Consider the following 14,591-nt stretch of genomic DNA (forward strand, 5'->3'; position numbering starts at 1 on the left):
ATTCTCTATCTCTTAGTACAAGAAACATGGGTGTGCCCCTGCCGAACAGAAAAGCTCAGCAGGGGCACACCCATATTTTAGGGGGAAGAGCCTTATGAGGTTGTCGACGACGGAGGGTCAAAATCTTCTAAGAGTGGAAGACGTTCTTCGTAGGTTGCTCTCCATTTGGCACCATATACGTGAGATAAGAGCGCAAAAAGAACAGCAGCAAATAGCGGAATAAGCATCGCTGATTGTTGCCCTAAACTCTCACCCACGGTTGCCGCCCACACATACCCTAAAGCAAGCCCACCAATATAGGTGGTTTGTATTGCAGATAAGGCTAAGCCCACGTTGGCACGCGCCGCAATAGCAGTCATAATCGACTCCATGCACATCAGTGATGCGCCAAGTAGTCCACCGTAGATGGCAAGAACAACAGTAATCCAGAATTGAGATTGTGGGATAGACAGAATCAAACCCACCAATAACAGTAGATGAGCGTCTAAGAGCCAGCCCTGCCATGTGCCTAAACGTAACCGTAGAACCGTCAAAATAACGCAGGTACAAGCGCCAGCAGTTCCCATCATGCCAATATAAAACCCCACAAATTCGAGGGTGTCAGAATGTAGACCACGAATCACCAATGCGGTCTGTGTCGAGCCGATTGCTGTACCAATGCAGGCGATACCAAGCATCGGCAAAGCCCCCAAAGGAGGTGGATTACGTACAGTAATAGGTGTCGTCTCAATGGAGGGGTGCGAAAATTTGAGCGTTACGATGGCTTTAGGAAACCATAGAATAAAGAAGATGGCGAAGACGTCGATGAAGATAACAGCATACAGTGACGATAATGCTCCCGAAAAAATAGCAATAGCGCCCACACTTGCTGCAGCCAGAGGCAACGCAATAACATCAAGCATAGATTCTAAAGCGATAGCAGAGTTTAGAAGCCTACGATCTTGAGTAGCCGTATAACGTTCACTCCAATAACTGCGCATCGCAGCGCTCAAGGGGATGGTAGTTGCCCCTGCTAATGCAGAAGCTATCAAGAAGATAGGTATTGATCCGCTGGCACGGTTAGGAGCAAATTGCACCGTTTGCACCATCAAGAACGCTACGGCCGGAATATTCAATGTTGCCGTAATACACACCACCGAGCGGTAGCCAAAACGTTGAGCCACACGCCGGTGAGTTCTTTGCATCACCGCTGAGCTCATGGTGATAAGCCCCGCCGCATACGCGCCAAGAGTAATCTCGCTCGTACGTGTTCCCATACTAATGAGCACCGCGAGCGCCACCATGTAGGTGGGAAGCCGTCCAAAAAGTGAGAAGATGATAAATTTTTTGCCGACAATTGAGGTGAGGTAGATGAGGCGGTTTTGCAGGTAGCGTACGGAGTGTCGTATACGCAGTGTTCTGGTGTAGCTCGGTGTTTCGGTCTGTTTAGGATATTTGGGTGACAATATCTGACCCTTCTGGTGAGCTGACCAAGGTGATGTGTTCTGGTATTCGGGTTTTGAGTTCGTTCACGTGTGAGATGAGTCCGATGACGCGTCCTTGTTCGCGTAGTCCGTCGAGTGTTTCCATGACGTTGTTGAGAGTGTCTTCGTCTAAGGTACCAAATCCTTCGTCGACGAAGAGGGTGTCTATTTCTATTCCTCCGTGTCGGTGTTGTACGACGTCGGCTAGTCCGAGTGCGAGGGAGAGTGATGCCATGAAGGTTTCTCCTCCTGAGAGTGTTTCGGGTGAGCGTTGTCTGTCGTGCCAGTGGTCGTATACGGCTAATCCTAGACCAGATTTGCTCTGTGTTTTGTGGTCGCTGTGTTGGAGTTGGTATCTTCCGTGTGTCATGGCTTGGAGGTGTTCGCTGGCTGCTTGTGTGATGTCTTCAAGTTGTGCAGCAAGGATGTAGGTGGTCAGCTGCATTTTGAGGGTGTTGTCGGTAGATGTTGCGTGCGCAATTTTAGCGAGTTCTTGTTTCATCTGTGCTTGAGATGTGAGCTCTTCGCATGTTGCACGGTGTTCTCGGTATTGTGCGAGGAGTTGTGTGGTGGTGTTTTGGGCTTGTTCAAAGGTGAGGGTGTGTCCGAGGAGGACGTCTTTATAGCTGCTCAGGTTTTTGGTTTTGTGTTGTTGGTGTTCGAGGTCTTTGGTGCTTGGTGGTTGGTGTCCTTGTGCTAGTTCGTTGGCGACGGCAACCATGTGTTCGTGGGTGAGGGCTTGTGTAATGTAGTGGGTGTTTGCATCGTGGTTTGCGATGTCTTCTTCCCATTGTTGTAGTTGTGTGGTGGGTATGGTGGCGTCTTGTATTGTGTGGATGCTGGTGAAGGATGATTCTTCTAGTTTTTGGTGCCATTCATCCTGATTTTTTTGGTGTTGTTCGCTGATGTTTTGTGCTTGTGCATGGGCGATTTTGAGTTCATCGAGAATACTGTTGAGTTTGTTGAGGTTTTGTATTCTTTCATTCAAGGTGTAGTCGGTGTGGTGTTGTTTGAGGGTGTTTTCTTGGGTGGTGATGTGTTGGTGTTGTTCGTTGAGAGTTTTTTGGTGTTCTTCGTAGCTGGTGTGGTGTTGGATGGCTTGTTCTTTGAGTTCTTGAAGCTGGTGTTCTAGGGAGTTGAGTTGTTCTTTGAGGGTGTTGCGTTGGTGTTGGCGTTGTTCTGCTTGGTCTTGTTGTTCGCGGTGTGTGGTGAGGTTTTCGTGGGCTTGGTGGATGGGTAGTGCGCCGTTGCGGGTGAGTTCTTCGAGGTGTTGGGTGATACGTTGAACGTTTTGGTGGCTGTTTTTGGTGTTTTCGGTGGAGTGGTTTAGTTGTTGTTGTGCTTGGTCAATGTCTCGTTGTTCGACGAGTTCTTCGGTGGCGTTGTGGTGTGCTGGTGCGGGGTGTTCGCAGGATCCACAGACGGGGCAGGGTTCGTTGGGTGTGAGGTTGATTGCGAGGCTATAGGCGGCTTGGTTGTAGCGTAGTTGTTGTAGTTTTTCGAGCTGTTGTGCGTCTTTTCGTCGTTGTGTTTCGTAGGTTTTGTAGTGTTCTTGTTCTTTGTTGAGGTGTTCTTGTTCTTTTTCGTGTTCTTGGGATAGCGCAAGGATGTTTTGTGCTTGGGCGTATGCCTGTTGGGCGTGTACGAGTTCTTCTTCGGTGTCTGCTAGTTGTTGGTATTGTTCGTTGAGTTCTTCGTAGCGTTGTTGTGTTTTTTCGTGTTGTTGTTGGGTTTGTTCAACGGCTACGCTCAGTGTTTTTTGGCGGGTGAGTAGCTGTTGGTAGTGTTTTTTGGCGTGGTTGAGTTGTTCTTCTTCTCGTGCGAGTTCGTGCAGTGTTTGGAGTAGGTGTGGGAGTTGTTCACCATATTTTTTGAGGTTGGTGTTGTGTTTTAGTGGGCGTTCGCAGAGTTCTGTGATGAGGGGCAGTTCAATGCTTTGAGGGTTGTGGTGGATGTGTTGGTGGTGTTCGGTGCAGAGTTGTTGTATATGTTGGGCGAGTTTTTGTTGATGTTGGGTGTTGTGCTCTTGTTGCTGTTGGGTGTCGATGAAGCGACGGTAGAGAGGTAGGAGTTGTTGTGCTTCTTGTGCACGGCGCACTTTTTGGCGTTGTTCGTTGATGTGACTGGTTTGTGCGCTAAGTTGCTGTTGTTGTTCTTGTAGCTGGGTGTAATGGTGGTGGTGTTCTATACGGCGTTGGAGCTGGGTTTTGTGTTCGTGGTTGCGTTCTAGTTCTTCTGCAATGTTTTGGTGTAGTTGGCGTAATAGTGGCGGTATGCGTTGGATGATGGTGTGGTGTTGTTCCATGTGTTCTTGACGTTGGTCAAGAGTGTATGTGTCGTCATCTTTTGGGGTGGTTGGGGTGTGTTGTTGGGTGAGTTGTTTGAGCTGTTGTAGGTAAGTGTGGTGTTGTTCTTCGGGGAGTTCGTCTATGAGGTTTTGTGCAGCGTGGTTGAGTTCTTCTTCGAGGTGTTCGATACGACAGCGTTGGTAGGTGTTGAAGAATTGTTCCTCAAGGTGGCGGAGTTGTTCCGTTATCTGTGTGGTGTGTTCGTTAGCTTGCTGTGCTTGTTCTTTGAGGAGTTCTTGTACTTTTTCGAAGGTGTCGATGGGGAATAGCTTTTTGAGGAGGGTTTCTCTTTCTGCTGATTTTGCGTTGAGAAACTTCGCAAATTCGCCCTGTGGTAGGAGCATGATTTGGGTGAATTGTTTTTCGTCGAGTCCGATGAGTCCGGTGATATAGGTGGCGGCGTCGCTGATTCGTTCGGCGAGGGTGTCCCATTGTTGTGTGGTGGTGTTGAATTGTTGGACGTGAACTCGGTGATGGTTTTTTGTTTTTTTCTGCGGGTTTTGCCATTCGGGGCTACGCCAGATTTTTAGTCGAGTGTTGCTGATGGTGCATTCTAGTTCGACGGAGGGAATGGCTTCTGGTGTGGCGAAGTGGCTTTTGAGGTCTGCTCTTGCACTAGAGGTTTTTCCGTATAGGGCGAAGCAGATAGCGTCAAAGATAGTGGTTTTTCCTGATCCGGTGGGCCCGGTGAGGAGGAAGAGTCCGCTTTCGTTAAGTTTTTCGTAGTCGATGCTGACGGTGTGCGCAAACGGCCCAAAGGCGGTCATTTCTAGTCGATGCAGTCTCATCGTTAGCCTTCTTTCGCTTCGAGTTCGCGTTGTGCTTGTTGGACGATGCCGTTGACGTATGTTTTTTCTGTTTCGGTCAGTGGATTTTGTCGGACGTGTTCGAAGAATTCGGTGCAGGTCGCAACGACGTCGTGACTTTTTTTGATACGTTCGCGGTATGTTTTTGGTTCTGTTTCGCTGCGTTGTTCTGGTTCAAAATGGAGCTCAGCGATACTCTGATATTTTTGGCGTAGTTGTTCAAGAGCACCAGTGGGGCGGGGTGTGTCGGTGATGTAGATTCTGCAATAGTGCTCATAGTAGGCGCTGTATTCGGGGTTGTTGAGTAGTTCGTGTAGTGTGCCTCGAAGGGTTTTGAGGTTAACTGTTGTGCGCCAGTGATGTTCTTGGATGTTTAGTGCCCCGTCGTCAGTAATGTCGAGAATCCACGCCCCTTTACGATGTTTTTCCTCTGAGTAGGAGTACGCCAATAATGATCCGCTATAACGGATGGTGTCGGTAATTTTTTGGGGGCGGTGTAGATGCCCTAATGCCGTGTAGCTGAACCCTTCAAAGGTTTGAGCGCCTACAGTGCCTAACCCACCAATGTGAATATTGCGTTCTGATTCTGAGGGTTCTGCGCTGGTCACAAAACAGTGCGCCATCATGATAGAGGCAGTGATGTTTTGTTGTTTTTGTAGATTTTTTTTGGCTTGTTTACTAGCATATTCGAGAACGTGCGCGTGGGTTGGTTCCACCTCAAAGCGTGCGCCGGCGCTTCGTGGTTCGAGGTATGGGATAGCGTAGATAGCTACTTTTTGGTTGTCACGTTCAATGATGACCGGCTGGTCAATGTTGTCGATACTGGTGCGCATGTAAACTTCGGAGCGTTCAAGAATTTTTGTTCCAAACCCTAAACGGATAGAGGAGTCGTGGTTACCGCTAGAAATGACGATAGCGCACCCTAAAGCGTTAATAGTTTCGAGGGTTTGCGACAGCATTTTGACGGTATTCACACGTGGCTGAGCCTGATCGTAGACATCTCCACTGATAAGAAGCACGTCGATAGATTCGGTGCGGATAGTATCTATCAGTTCTTTCAGAAGTTCTTGGGTGTGTTCTTCTAGGGAGAACCCGTGGAATGAACGTCCAAGATGCCAGTCAGAGGTGTGCAGAATACGCATATCCCCTAGTTTACCTATTGGCGCTTAACACTGCAGAAGTTTTTCTTCAAAGTAGTTCACTGTTGAGTTATCTAGAGTTTAGAATGGCAGTTATGATTTCTGCAGAAGGTATTATTGCCCCTAGCCCCGAGTCGCCTACGTATCGAGATTCTCTTCGAGGTGTTTTATGGGGTACCGCTCTAGGAGATTACGCTGGTAGGCAGGTTCTCTCCCCCGAGTCTTCTTCAGAAGAGGACATTTTAGAAGATGCGGTGGTTCGTCATGAGATTTTACGTTCACTCTTCTCGCATCACATCACCTGTTTTACTATCTCTCAAGATACTCAGTTGACTCTTGTCACATTAGATGCTCTTACAGAAGTTCTTGAATGGAATAATGAGGGTTCTTCAGCGGATGAACTAGCGTGCCTGTGGTTAGCGTATTTGCGGTGGTATCGTGGTACCGGACATGTTCTCGAGTCTGAGGCGCCGGTATCTTTACCACGTGAGATTGATAGCCACCCAGCCTTACAAAAAGCTCATGCTATTGACCCTGCTATTTCTCGTTCTTTGAATACCGGTCAGATGCAAACTGTAGACAAGCATGTTTGCCCCGATGAGCAAACCACCGGTGCGTTAGCACCTTCTGCTGTTTTTGGTTTTCTTCCGATTGAGCAAGAAAGTACTGTCATCTCGTTGAGTGCACGAGCTGCAGCTCTTACCCACGGGCACCCCGAAACAATAGTTTCTTCTATTGCGTATGCATTGTTAATTCGTTATGCCATTGCGTATCGTGACGTGGTGGAGCAACCCATTCGGCAGGCGGTTCTTTCGGTCTTGGAATGGATTGATTCTCTTCCGCAGCGCGGTATTCCCTCTGACGGTGAGAAGATTCGTTGTGTGTTACGCCAGGCAAAAGCATTATCTGAGCAGGAAGTTCCAACACATCTTTTAGACGAGGCGTTTCGTCATGAGCAGGTTTCTTCTGCGGTGCTCGGTCGTGGCGTGTTGTCTGCTTTGGTTGCTGAGAATCGTGAAGAAGTTTCTGCTCTTGACGCGATTGCTCATGCGGTGCGTGTGCCGTTGGTGTCTGATTCTTCTGCAACGATTACGGGCGCTCTTTTGGGTGCTGGTTATGGTTCGAGTATTTTTTCGCCAGAGTTTACCTCGCGTCTTGAAGTGCTTGATGTGATAGATGAGGCGCTCAATCGTTGGTGTGCCCAGTTGGGTGGTTCTGCTGTTCAGCAGAAGAGCTAGATTACGGTTCTCATATTTTTGAGTTGATAGTGGCTTGTTTGTGGGTTTGTCTCATCGACAAGCCACTATTTTCATAGTGAACGGCTCTATGTACGTAGGTTCTGATGTTTTGTGAGGTTTAGTTCTGTTGTATGAGGCTTTGACGGTGCGTTTGTAACCAGTGGTCGGCTCTTTCGACGGCTAAACGGATAATACCGCCGCCTTTACCGTTATGAATGGCGTACGCTACCGCTTCTAACGCCACCAGACGAGAGATAATTTGTGCCCGATGAATCTCATCTTCTCCTAAGAATGAGCTGAGGCAGTCCCACCCGTACCAGTTCCCTAAGGACGCGTAATCGTAGGCGGGGTCGGCAAGAGTTGCGTGGTCCCAGTCGATGACGCCAGTAAGTTTATCCCCGTTCCAGAGGATGTTATGCCCTGCAAGGTCATTATGGATGAGTACGGGTTCAACCTCGGGAAGGTCATGTACTTGTTGAATAATTTTCTGCGCTGTTGAACGGTTCGTTTTGAGAAGACGCGGAAGCACATCGTGTTCGAGGGCACTCAGCCCGTCTTCTCCGCCCCAGTGCTGGTGTGCAGAATCAAGGTATGGTTCCATCCCCTCATAATCAACACGGTGTATTTCGCGGACGATTTGCGCTAAATATTTTGCTGGTGCTGGGCCGGGGTTTCTTGGTTCGCCTTTAATCCACCGTAGCCCTACTGCGGTAAAGCCTTGGCGGGTGATGGTTCGAGTGATGGGGCGAGGAACTTCAAAAGAAAAATGGTGCGGTAAACGGCGAAGCACTTCTGTACGACGCGCCACATGGCGGGCAACTTGGTCACTTTTTGCCACGCGAACACTCAGTTCTCCACCCATATTAATCACAATATGGGCGGAGCCGCTGGTGCGAATATCCCACCGATCTTGTGAGATATTCAGACCGGCTTGAGCCATCACAGCTTGAACCACTGGCAGGTATTGTGCCTGCTCTAGATACCCGTGATGTGGTGTCATCGTTTACTCCTACGCCGCTAACATCTGAAGAACTATTGTTCGTCTGAACCGTGTTCGTCAGATAACAGTGCAATCAGGTGAGGAATCAGCGCTTCAAATGCGCGAGCGCGGTGACTCATCGTGTTTTTGACCTCGCGTGGTATTTCTGCGCAGCTTTGCCCCACGTATGGTGCTTCGAGGTCTTCGGGTACGAGAATGGGGTCGTATCCGAAGCCTCCTTCTCCGCGTGGTTCGCGTAAGAGCGTTCCGCGCATGTACCCGTGTTCGACGTGTTCTTCGCCGGTGGGTGTGACGACGCTTGCGGCACAGCAGAATTGTGCGCCACGGTGTTCGTCGTCAATATCGGATAGTTGGGCAAGTAGTAGGTTGAGGTTTGCGGTGTCGTCGCCGTGGTGTCCGCACCAGCGTGCCGAGAAGATACCGGGGGCACCGCCGAGCACGTCAACGCTTAGTCCGGAGTCGTCTGCGATGGCGATAAGCCCTGTTGCCGCTGCAACGGCGCGTGCTTTTTTGAGGGAGTTTTCTGCGAAGGTTACGCCGTCTTCGACGACGTCAACAGCACCTATGGTTGAGGCGTCGACGACGTCTTCGTCGACGTTGAGTCCGCTAATTTTGTCGCGCAGAATCTCTCGTAGTTCGCGTAGTTTTCCGGTGTTGTGTGAGGCGAGGACGATGCGGGCTGGCATGTTTATTCTCCTAGTGTTTCACGCTGAATACGGGTGAGTTCTGCTGTTCCTTCTAATGCTAGGTCAAGGAGTGCGTTAAGTTCGTCTCTGTCGAAGGGCGCGCCTTCTGCGGTTCCTTGTACTTCGATGAATTTTCCGTCACCGGTGACAACAATATTCATGTCGGTTTCGGCGCGGACGTCTTCTTCGTAGGGTAGGTCAAGCATGGGTGTTCCGTCGATGATGCCGACGGATGTTGCGCAGACGCTTCCGGTGATGGGTTGTGCGTTGCGGTTGATAATGCGTTCTTTTTTAGCCCATTCGATAGCTTGTACGAGGGCGATGTATGCGCCGGTGATGGCGGCGGTGCGTGTTCCGCCGTCTGCTTGGAGTACGTCGCAGTCGAGGACGATGGTGTTTTCGCCGAGTGCTTGGGTGTCGATGACGGCGCGTAGGGAGCGTCCGATCAGTCGTGAGATTTCGTGGGTGCGTCCACCAATTTTGCCTTTGACGGATTCGCGGGTGGAACGGCTGTTGGTGGCGCGTGGCAGCATTGCGTATTCTGCGGTGACCCATCCTTTGCCTTGTCCTTTGAGCCAGCGTGGTACGCCTTCGGTGAAGGATGCTGTGCAGAGGACGCGGGTGTTTCCGCATTCGATGAGGGCTGAGCCTTCTGCGTTTTGTGACCATCCGCGGGTGATGGTGATGGGGCGTAGTTCGTTGTGTGCGCGTCCGTCTTTGCGTGTTGTCATGAGTTGTTCTCTTTTCTTGTAGGTGGTTGGTGTGCGGTTTTTTAGAGTCGTTTTCCGATGACTTTGAGGGTGGTGGTGTGTGCTGGTATGTGTTGTGGTCTGGGGTGTACGACGTAGGTTGCGCTGGCTTCTGCTATTCCGATTCCGCCGTCGTATACGGTTTCTGCTTCGGCGCGTATGGTTTCGGGGTCGTTCCATACGGGTAGGTGCGTGAGGAGGAGGTTGCGTGCGCCGGCTTCTTTGGCGGCTTCTGCTGCGCGTTTTCCGGTGAGGTGGATGCCGCGTAGGTGGTCGTCTCGTCCTTCTTGGTAGGCGGCTTCGCAGAGGAAGAGGTCTGCTTGGTGTGCGGCTTTGACGAGTCCGGGGCAGGAGTCTGTGTCTCCAGAGTATGCGATGATGGTGTGCCCTTGGTCTGAGTCGCATTCGATACGTAGCGCGTAGGGTGCTACGACGGGGTGTACAACATCATAGGGTGTGACGGTGAATGGGCCGATGTTGACGGGTTGTTCGGCTTGCCATTCGTGGAAGGTGAATTCGGTGTCCATGCTGGTTTCCATGGTCAGTCCGTGTGTGTTGAGGAGGTATTCGTGGATGCCTTCGGGTGCGTAGAGTGGGATGGGTGGTTTGTTCCATCCGCGGGGGTCCCATTTGACGGCGACGTGTACGCCGGAGAGGTCGATGCAGTGGTCTGGGTGGAGGTGGGAGATGAGGATTGCGTCGATGTCTTCGAGTTTGACGTGACGTTGGAGGACGCCTAATGCCCCGTTGCCCATGTCTACGAGTATTCGCCAGGTTTTGCCGTTGAGGTCTGTTGCTGAGATCATGTAGCAGGACGCTGGTGAGGTGGCGCTAGGGAATGAGCCGGAGCAGCCGATGACGGTCAAACGCATAGATGATGAACCTTATTTGTTGTGCTCGTTGATGGCAGGTGAGACGCTGATACGCGGGGTTTCTGGTGTCATCACTGCTAGTGAGCCGGTGGGGTATTGGTGTGCGATGGATTCTGTGTGTTGGACGCTGGTGACTTCTGGGCCGAGGAAGCGTCGGGCAAGTTTTTCGAAGGATTCTGTTTCGCCGGTGGCAAGGAATTCGTGGGAGGTGCTCAGCCCTGCTTCTCGTTCCATGCCGTGTTGTACGAGTGCACGGTAGACGTCTTTTGCTGATTCTTCTGAGGATGAGACGAGGGTGACGTCCTCCCCCATGATGTATGAGATGACGCCGGTCAGTAGCGGGTAGTGTGTGCATCCTAGGACGAGGGTGTCGACGCCGGCTTCTTTGAGGGGTGCGAGGTATTTTTGTGCGGTGGCGAGGAGTTCTTCGCCGGAGGTGATACCGTTTTCGACGAATTCGACGAATCGTGGGCAGGGTACGGAGTAGATGTCGCAGGTGCTCACGGCGAAGGTGTCTTCGTAGGCTCGTGAGTTGACGGTTGCTTCGGTGGCGATAACGCCTATTTTTCCGTTGCGTGTTGCTGAGACTGCTCGGCGTGCTGCTGGTTGGATGACTTCTACGACGGGTATTCCGTATTTTTTGGTGTAGCGTTCGCGTGCGTCGCGTAGTACTGCTGCTGATGCGGTGTTGCATGCGATGACGAGCATTTTGACGCCGGAGTCTACGAGTTCGTCCATGATGCGTAGGGCGTTGGCGCGTACTTGTGCGATGGTCAGTGGCCCGTATGGGCCGTTTGCGGTGTCTCCGACGTAGATGATGTTTTCGTGTGGGAGCTGGTCCATTACTGCGCGTGCGACGGTGAGTCCGCCGACTCCGGAGTCGAAGACTCCGATGGGTGCGTTGGAGGTGGGGGTTGCTGGTATGTGCGTTCCCCAACTTGTTTGTATGGTGGTGTGTTTTTGGTCGGTCATGGTGTTTTCGAGAATACTGTGTGTGGGTGTTGTTGTGGTGTTCCTGAGTGTTATGTTGTGGGAAAGAGGATAAATCTCACGCTGTGGTGTGAGGTGTGTTAGTTTTCGTCGGGTAGTTGGCTGAGCATTGCTTCCATGAGGGTGTCTTGGAGCCATGTGATGAAGTTGTAGACGAAGGACATGTATTCTTCGACGGTTTCAACGGTGTTGTTGTTGGTGTATTCGCCGATTTTCTCGGCTTGTTCTTCACTGTGGATGTTGAGTCTTTCGCCGAGGGTGAGACGTACGTCGTTGAGTGCGGAGGCCCATGCTTGTGCGTGTTCGTCGTTGAGGGTGATGTTGTGGTGTTGTACTTGCATGTGTGCAAGTTTGAGGTTGCCTATTTTGTGTTGGCGTAGTGAGAGTTCGGTGTAGCGTCGGTATTCGTCGGCTACTTCTGGGTCGTCGGATGCGACGGGGAGCATGCGTGCGACGGCTGGGTCTTCGGGGATGTCGGTGTTTTCGGTGATGCCGATGAGCGCGGCGAGGGGGTCTTTTTCTGGTTGTTCGTCGGGGGTGAGTGCGGTGGCTACGTCGTTGAAGAGTTTGCCGAGTAGTTCTGCTTCGGTGGCGGAGAATTGTGCGGTGTATCCGCGTGGTGTGGCTTTGAATCCTTGTGCCATGTTAGTTTTCTGCCCTTTCGAAGGTTGCCCAGAGTCCCCAGCTGTGTAGTGCTTGGGTGTGTTTTTCGGCGGTTTCTTTGGTGCCGGTGTAGACGATGGCTTTTCCGTCGTTGTGTACTTGTAGCATGAGGGTTTTGGCTTTGTTGGTGCTGTAGCCGAAGTGTACTTTGAAGACGTATGTTACGTAGCTCATCAGGTTGACGGGGTCGTTCCAGACGATGACGTTCCAGGGGGTGTCTGGTTGTTGGTGGGTGCTGGCCTCTTGGTGTGGGGCTTCTTGTGGGGCAATTGACATGGTTGCTCCTTACGTCCTGGGGTGGGTGAGCTCTCGTGTGGATGGGTGGTCGGTAGCTACTGGTCTATCCTATCGGTTGAGCTGTCTTTGGCCAGTGTGGTGTGGAGTGTGGTGTTGTTTTGTGTCCAGCAATCTACTTACGTGCAATTTTACCTTATGTATTTAGCATAAAGTTCGTGCTGGAGGTTATATAACGTTCTTTCAGGCAGTAAAGTTAGTGTCGTGTCTACTTCAACAGCTTTATTAACTGACCATTATGAATTGACGATGCTTCAGGCAGCGCTTAAGTCTGGTACGGCGCACCGTCATAGTGTTTTTGAGGTCTTTACTCGCCGTCTTCCTGCAGGCAGACGCTACGGTGTTCTTGCCGGTACAGGACGTTTCTTAGAGGGCCTTGCAGATTTTCGTTTTACCACCGCAGAGCTAGATTATTTAGCGGATGCGCAGGTGGTCAATGATGAGACGCTCTCGTATTTAGAGAATTTTCGTTTTAGCGGAAACATCTATGGTTATGCTGAGGGTGAGGTGTTTTTCCCTCATTCTCCAGTGTTGCAGGTGGAGGGCACTTTTGCTGAGGCCTGCATTTTAGAGACGTATCTGCTGTCTATTTTGAATTATGATTCTGCGGTGGCTTCGGCGGCGTCTCGCATGTCTGTTACAGCGAACGACCGCCCGTGTCTTGAGATGGGTAGCCGACGCGCCCATGAACAGGCGGCGGTGGCGGCTGCTCGTGCCGCCGTCATTGCCGGTTTTGAAGGGACGTCTAACCTTGAGGCAGGCAGACGCTACGGTTTGCATACGATTGGTACGAGCGCTCATTCTTTCACGCTTTTGCACGATAGCGAAGAGGAGGCGTTCCGCGCACAGTTAGCTTCTCTTGGTAATAAGACCACTCTTTTGGTGGATACCTATGATGTGGAGAAAGCTGTTCGTTTAGCGGTTGATCTTGCTGGTCAGGAGCTTGGCGGTGTTCGTCTCGATTCTGGCGATTTGGTGGTTCAGGCGCGTTGGGTGCGCGAACTTCTTGACTCTTTAGGAAATACGAACACGAAGATTACGGTCACCAGTGATTTAGATGAGTACGCTATTGCGTCCTTAGCTGCTGCCCCTGTTGATTCGTATGGTGTGGGCACTAAGCTGGTGACTGGTTCTGGTGCTCCTACCTCCTCAATGGTGTATAAGGTTGTTGCCCGCGAGAATAGTGATGGTGTGATGGAGCCTGTTGCTAAGGCTTCTCGGGGTAAGGGTTCTCATGGTGGGCGTAAGTCTGCTGTACGCCAGTTGAATTCTCGTGGTGTTGCTACGGCGGAGCTGATTGGTGTTGGGCCGACCCCGTTGAAGGTTGAGAGTTCTCGTGAGCTACTTGTCGAGTTCGTCAAGGACGGGCAGCTTCTGCCTGGTTTTGTGGGTGCTGAGGGTGTGCGTCGTGCGGCGGAGCGTCATCAGCGTTCTATTCAGGAGCTTCCGTATACGGCGCATCGTCTTTCTGCTGGTGATCCGGTGATTCCTACCGAGTTTATTGACCAGAAATAGGGTTTTGCTCTTTTTTGATATGGTGTTGCCTCACCTCGTAGCCGGCTGGTTGTGTGGTGAGGCAACATGTACACACAGCATAGATGTCTAGAAAGAAACGGGTTTATACCATGTCTAAAGCGTTGATTATTGTCGATGTTCAGAACGATTTTTGTCAGGGTGGTTCTTTAGCTACTGAGTCTGGTGCGGAGGTTGCGTCTCTCATTAGTGAGTATGTGGAGAACAATCATCATAAGTACAGCACGATTGTGGCGACCTTGGATTGGCATATCTCCCCTGGTGAGCATTTTAGTGATACTCCTGATTATCAGGTGTCGTGGCCGGTGCATTGTGTTGCCGATAGTGAGGGCGCGCAGACTCACCCTAACCTTGATACTGATTATATTGACGGGTATTTCCGTAAGGGTGCGTTTGAGGCTGCTTATTCTGGTTTTGAGGGGCTTCTTGCACCGGAGGATACTGTGATGACCGGTGAGCGTGATGCTCAGGCTCAGCAGGTGGATGATTCGCCGAAGGTCTCTCTTGATGATTGGCTTCAAGAGCATGAGATTGCTGAGGTTGATGTGGTGGGTATTGCCACCGATTTTTGTGTGAAGGCTACGGCGCTTGACGCTATTGATGCCGGCTATGACACTCGTGTTCTGTTGGGTTTGACAGCACCTGTGAGTGAGCAGGGTTTGTCTGATGCTGTTGAGCAGTTAGAGGACGCGGGCGTTACCGTCGTAGAAGACTAGCACTCCCCCGCTTTTTCTGCCGTTAGAGGCTTTTACGGTGAGAGTACTACGCACCCCACATAGGGTGGTGTGTAGTACGCTCACCGTATTTTCT

At 51.1% G+C, this 14,591-nt stretch carries 13 protein-coding genes; 3 read left to right on the forward strand and 10 right to left on the reverse strand.

The genetic code is table 11. The annotated features are described in order from the left end of the window. Positions 1–92: 92 nt before the first annotated feature. The 3 genes from ACN084_RS04045 to ACN084_RS04055 are packed head-to-tail and all read right to left on the reverse strand — an operon-like array spanning position 93 to position 5,759. On the reverse strand, positions 93–1,445 hold the full coding sequence (locus tag ACN084_RS04045) for a hypothetical protein (protein ID WP_419105972.1): 1,353 nt from the start codon (positions 1,443–1,445) through the stop codon (positions 93–95). Continuing rightward, a complete protein-coding gene (locus tag ACN084_RS04050; RefSeq protein ID WP_419105973.1) occupies positions 1,426–4,599 on the reverse strand; it encodes an AAA family ATPase in 3,174 nt (1,057 codons plus the stop codon). Before ACN084_RS04050 ends, ACN084_RS04045 begins: the two co-directional genes overlap by 20 nt. A 2-nt stretch (positions 4,600–4,601) precedes the next feature. After that, entirely contained in the window at positions 4,602–5,759 is a 1,158-nt protein-coding gene (locus ACN084_RS04055) for a metallophosphoesterase family protein (RefSeq protein ID WP_419105974.1), read from the reverse strand. Positions 5,760–5,851: 92 nt separating this feature from the next. Here ACN084_RS04055 and ACN084_RS04060 point away from each other — a divergent pair, with 92 nt between their 5' ends. Next, on the forward strand, positions 5,852–6,994 hold the full coding sequence (locus ACN084_RS04060) for an ADP-ribosylglycohydrolase family protein (protein WP_419105975.1): 1,143 nt from the start codon (positions 5,852–5,854) through the stop codon (positions 6,992–6,994). Between the two features lie 118 nt (positions 6,995–7,112). On the opposite strand, the gene ACN084_RS04065 is transcribed toward ACN084_RS04060, so the two are convergent. The 7 genes from ACN084_RS04065 to clpS form a co-directional block, all read right to left on the reverse strand. After that, on the reverse strand, positions 7,113–7,994 hold the full coding sequence (locus ACN084_RS04065; protein ID WP_419105976.1) for a phosphotransferase: 882 nt from the start codon (positions 7,992–7,994) through the stop codon (positions 7,113–7,115). A gap of 32 nt (positions 7,995–8,026) precedes the next feature. Further along, complete coding sequence (gene rdgB, locus ACN084_RS04070; protein ID WP_419105977.1) at positions 8,027–8,680, reverse strand: RdgB/HAM1 family non-canonical purine NTP pyrophosphatase; 654 nt, start codon at positions 8,678–8,680, stop codon at positions 8,027–8,029. Between the two features lie 2 nt (positions 8,681–8,682). Further along, positions 8,683–9,411 (reverse strand): ribonuclease PH, encoded by a 729-nt coding sequence (rph, locus tag ACN084_RS04075; RefSeq protein ID WP_419101453.1) that lies wholly within the window; start codon positions 9,409–9,411, stop codon positions 8,683–8,685. Between the two features lie 41 nt (positions 9,412–9,452). Then, positions 9,453–10,301, reverse strand: coding sequence for an MBL fold metallo-hydrolase (locus tag ACN084_RS04080; RefSeq protein WP_419103894.1), 849 nt, complete (start codon positions 10,299–10,301; stop codon positions 9,453–9,455). Positions 10,302–10,313: 12 nt separating this feature from the next. Beyond that, the gene (murI, locus tag ACN084_RS04085; protein ID WP_419106036.1) at positions 10,314–11,273 is read right to left on the reverse strand and encodes a glutamate racemase; all 960 of its coding nucleotides are present in this window, start codon (positions 11,271–11,273) and stop codon (positions 10,314–10,316) included. A 98-nt stretch (positions 11,274–11,371) separates the two neighbouring features. Next, positions 11,372–11,935 carry a DUF2017 domain-containing protein gene (locus ACN084_RS04090; protein ID WP_419105978.1) on the reverse strand — a complete coding sequence of 188 codons (564 nt, stop codon included), beginning with the start codon at positions 11,933–11,935 and terminating at the stop codon, positions 11,372–11,374. A 1-nt stretch (position 11,936) separates the two neighbouring features. Beyond that, entirely contained in the window at positions 11,937–12,230 is a 294-nt protein-coding gene (gene clpS, locus ACN084_RS04095; protein WP_419101457.1) for an ATP-dependent Clp protease adapter ClpS, read from the reverse strand. A 267-nt stretch (positions 12,231–12,497) separates the two neighbouring features. On the opposite strand from clpS, the gene ACN084_RS04100 reads away from it, so the two are divergent. After that, positions 12,498–13,763 carry a nicotinate phosphoribosyltransferase gene (locus ACN084_RS04100; protein ID WP_419106037.1) on the forward strand — a complete coding sequence of 422 codons (1,266 nt, stop codon included), beginning with the start codon at positions 12,498–12,500 and terminating at the stop codon, positions 13,761–13,763. A 110-nt stretch (positions 13,764–13,873) separates the two neighbouring features. Beyond that, on the forward strand, positions 13,874–14,497 hold the full coding sequence (locus ACN084_RS04105) for an isochorismatase family protein (RefSeq protein WP_419101458.1): 624 nt from the start codon (positions 13,874–13,876) through the stop codon (positions 14,495–14,497). Positions 14,498–14,591: the final 94 nt, after the last annotated feature.

Source organism: Rothia sp. P7208 (assembly GCF_048512915.1).
In the GTDB taxonomy this organism is placed as follows: Bacteria; Actinomycetota; Actinomycetes; order Actinomycetales; family Micrococcaceae; genus Rothia.

Coding starts and splice junctions, on each gene's coding strand:
- ACN084_RS04055 (WP_419105974.1), bottom strand. CDS start 5,759: ATGCGTATTCTGCACACCTCTGACTGGCATCTTGGACGTTCATTCCAC.
- ACN084_RS04090 (WP_419105978.1), bottom strand. CDS start 11,935: ATGGCACAAGGATTCAAAGCCACACCACGCGGATACACCGCACAATTC.
- ACN084_RS04060 (WP_419105975.1), top strand. CDS start 5,852: ATGATTTCTGCAGAAGGTATTATTGCCCCTAGCCCCGAGTCGCCTACG.
- ACN084_RS04065 (WP_419105976.1), bottom strand. CDS start 7,994: ATGACACCACATCACGGGTATCTAGAGCAGGCACAATACCTGCCAGTG.
- ACN084_RS04100 (WP_419106037.1), top strand. CDS start 12,498: ATGCTTCAGGCAGCGCTTAAGTCTGGTACGGCGCACCGTCATAGTGTT.
- ACN084_RS04105 (WP_419101458.1), top strand. CDS start 13,874: ATGTCTAAAGCGTTGATTATTGTCGATGTTCAGAACGATTTTTGTCAG.
- ACN084_RS04080 (WP_419103894.1), bottom strand. CDS start 10,301: ATGCGTTTGACCGTCATCGGCTGCTCCGGCTCATTCCCTAGCGCCACC.
- ACN084_RS04050 (WP_419105973.1), bottom strand. CDS start 4,599: ATGAGACTGCATCGACTAGAAATGACCGCCTTTGGGCCGTTTGCGCAC.
- clpS (WP_419101457.1), bottom strand. CDS start 12,230: ATGTCAATTGCCCCACAAGAAGCCCCACACCAAGAGGCCAGCACCCAC.
- rdgB (WP_419105977.1), bottom strand. CDS start 8,680: ATGCCAGCCCGCATCGTCCTCGCCTCACACAACACCGGAAAACTACGC.
- rph (WP_419101453.1), bottom strand. CDS start 9,411: ATGACAACACGCAAAGACGGACGCGCACACAACGAACTACGCCCCATC.
- murI (WP_419106036.1), bottom strand. CDS start 11,273: ATGACCGACCAAAAACACACCACCATACAAACAAGTTGGGGAACGCAC.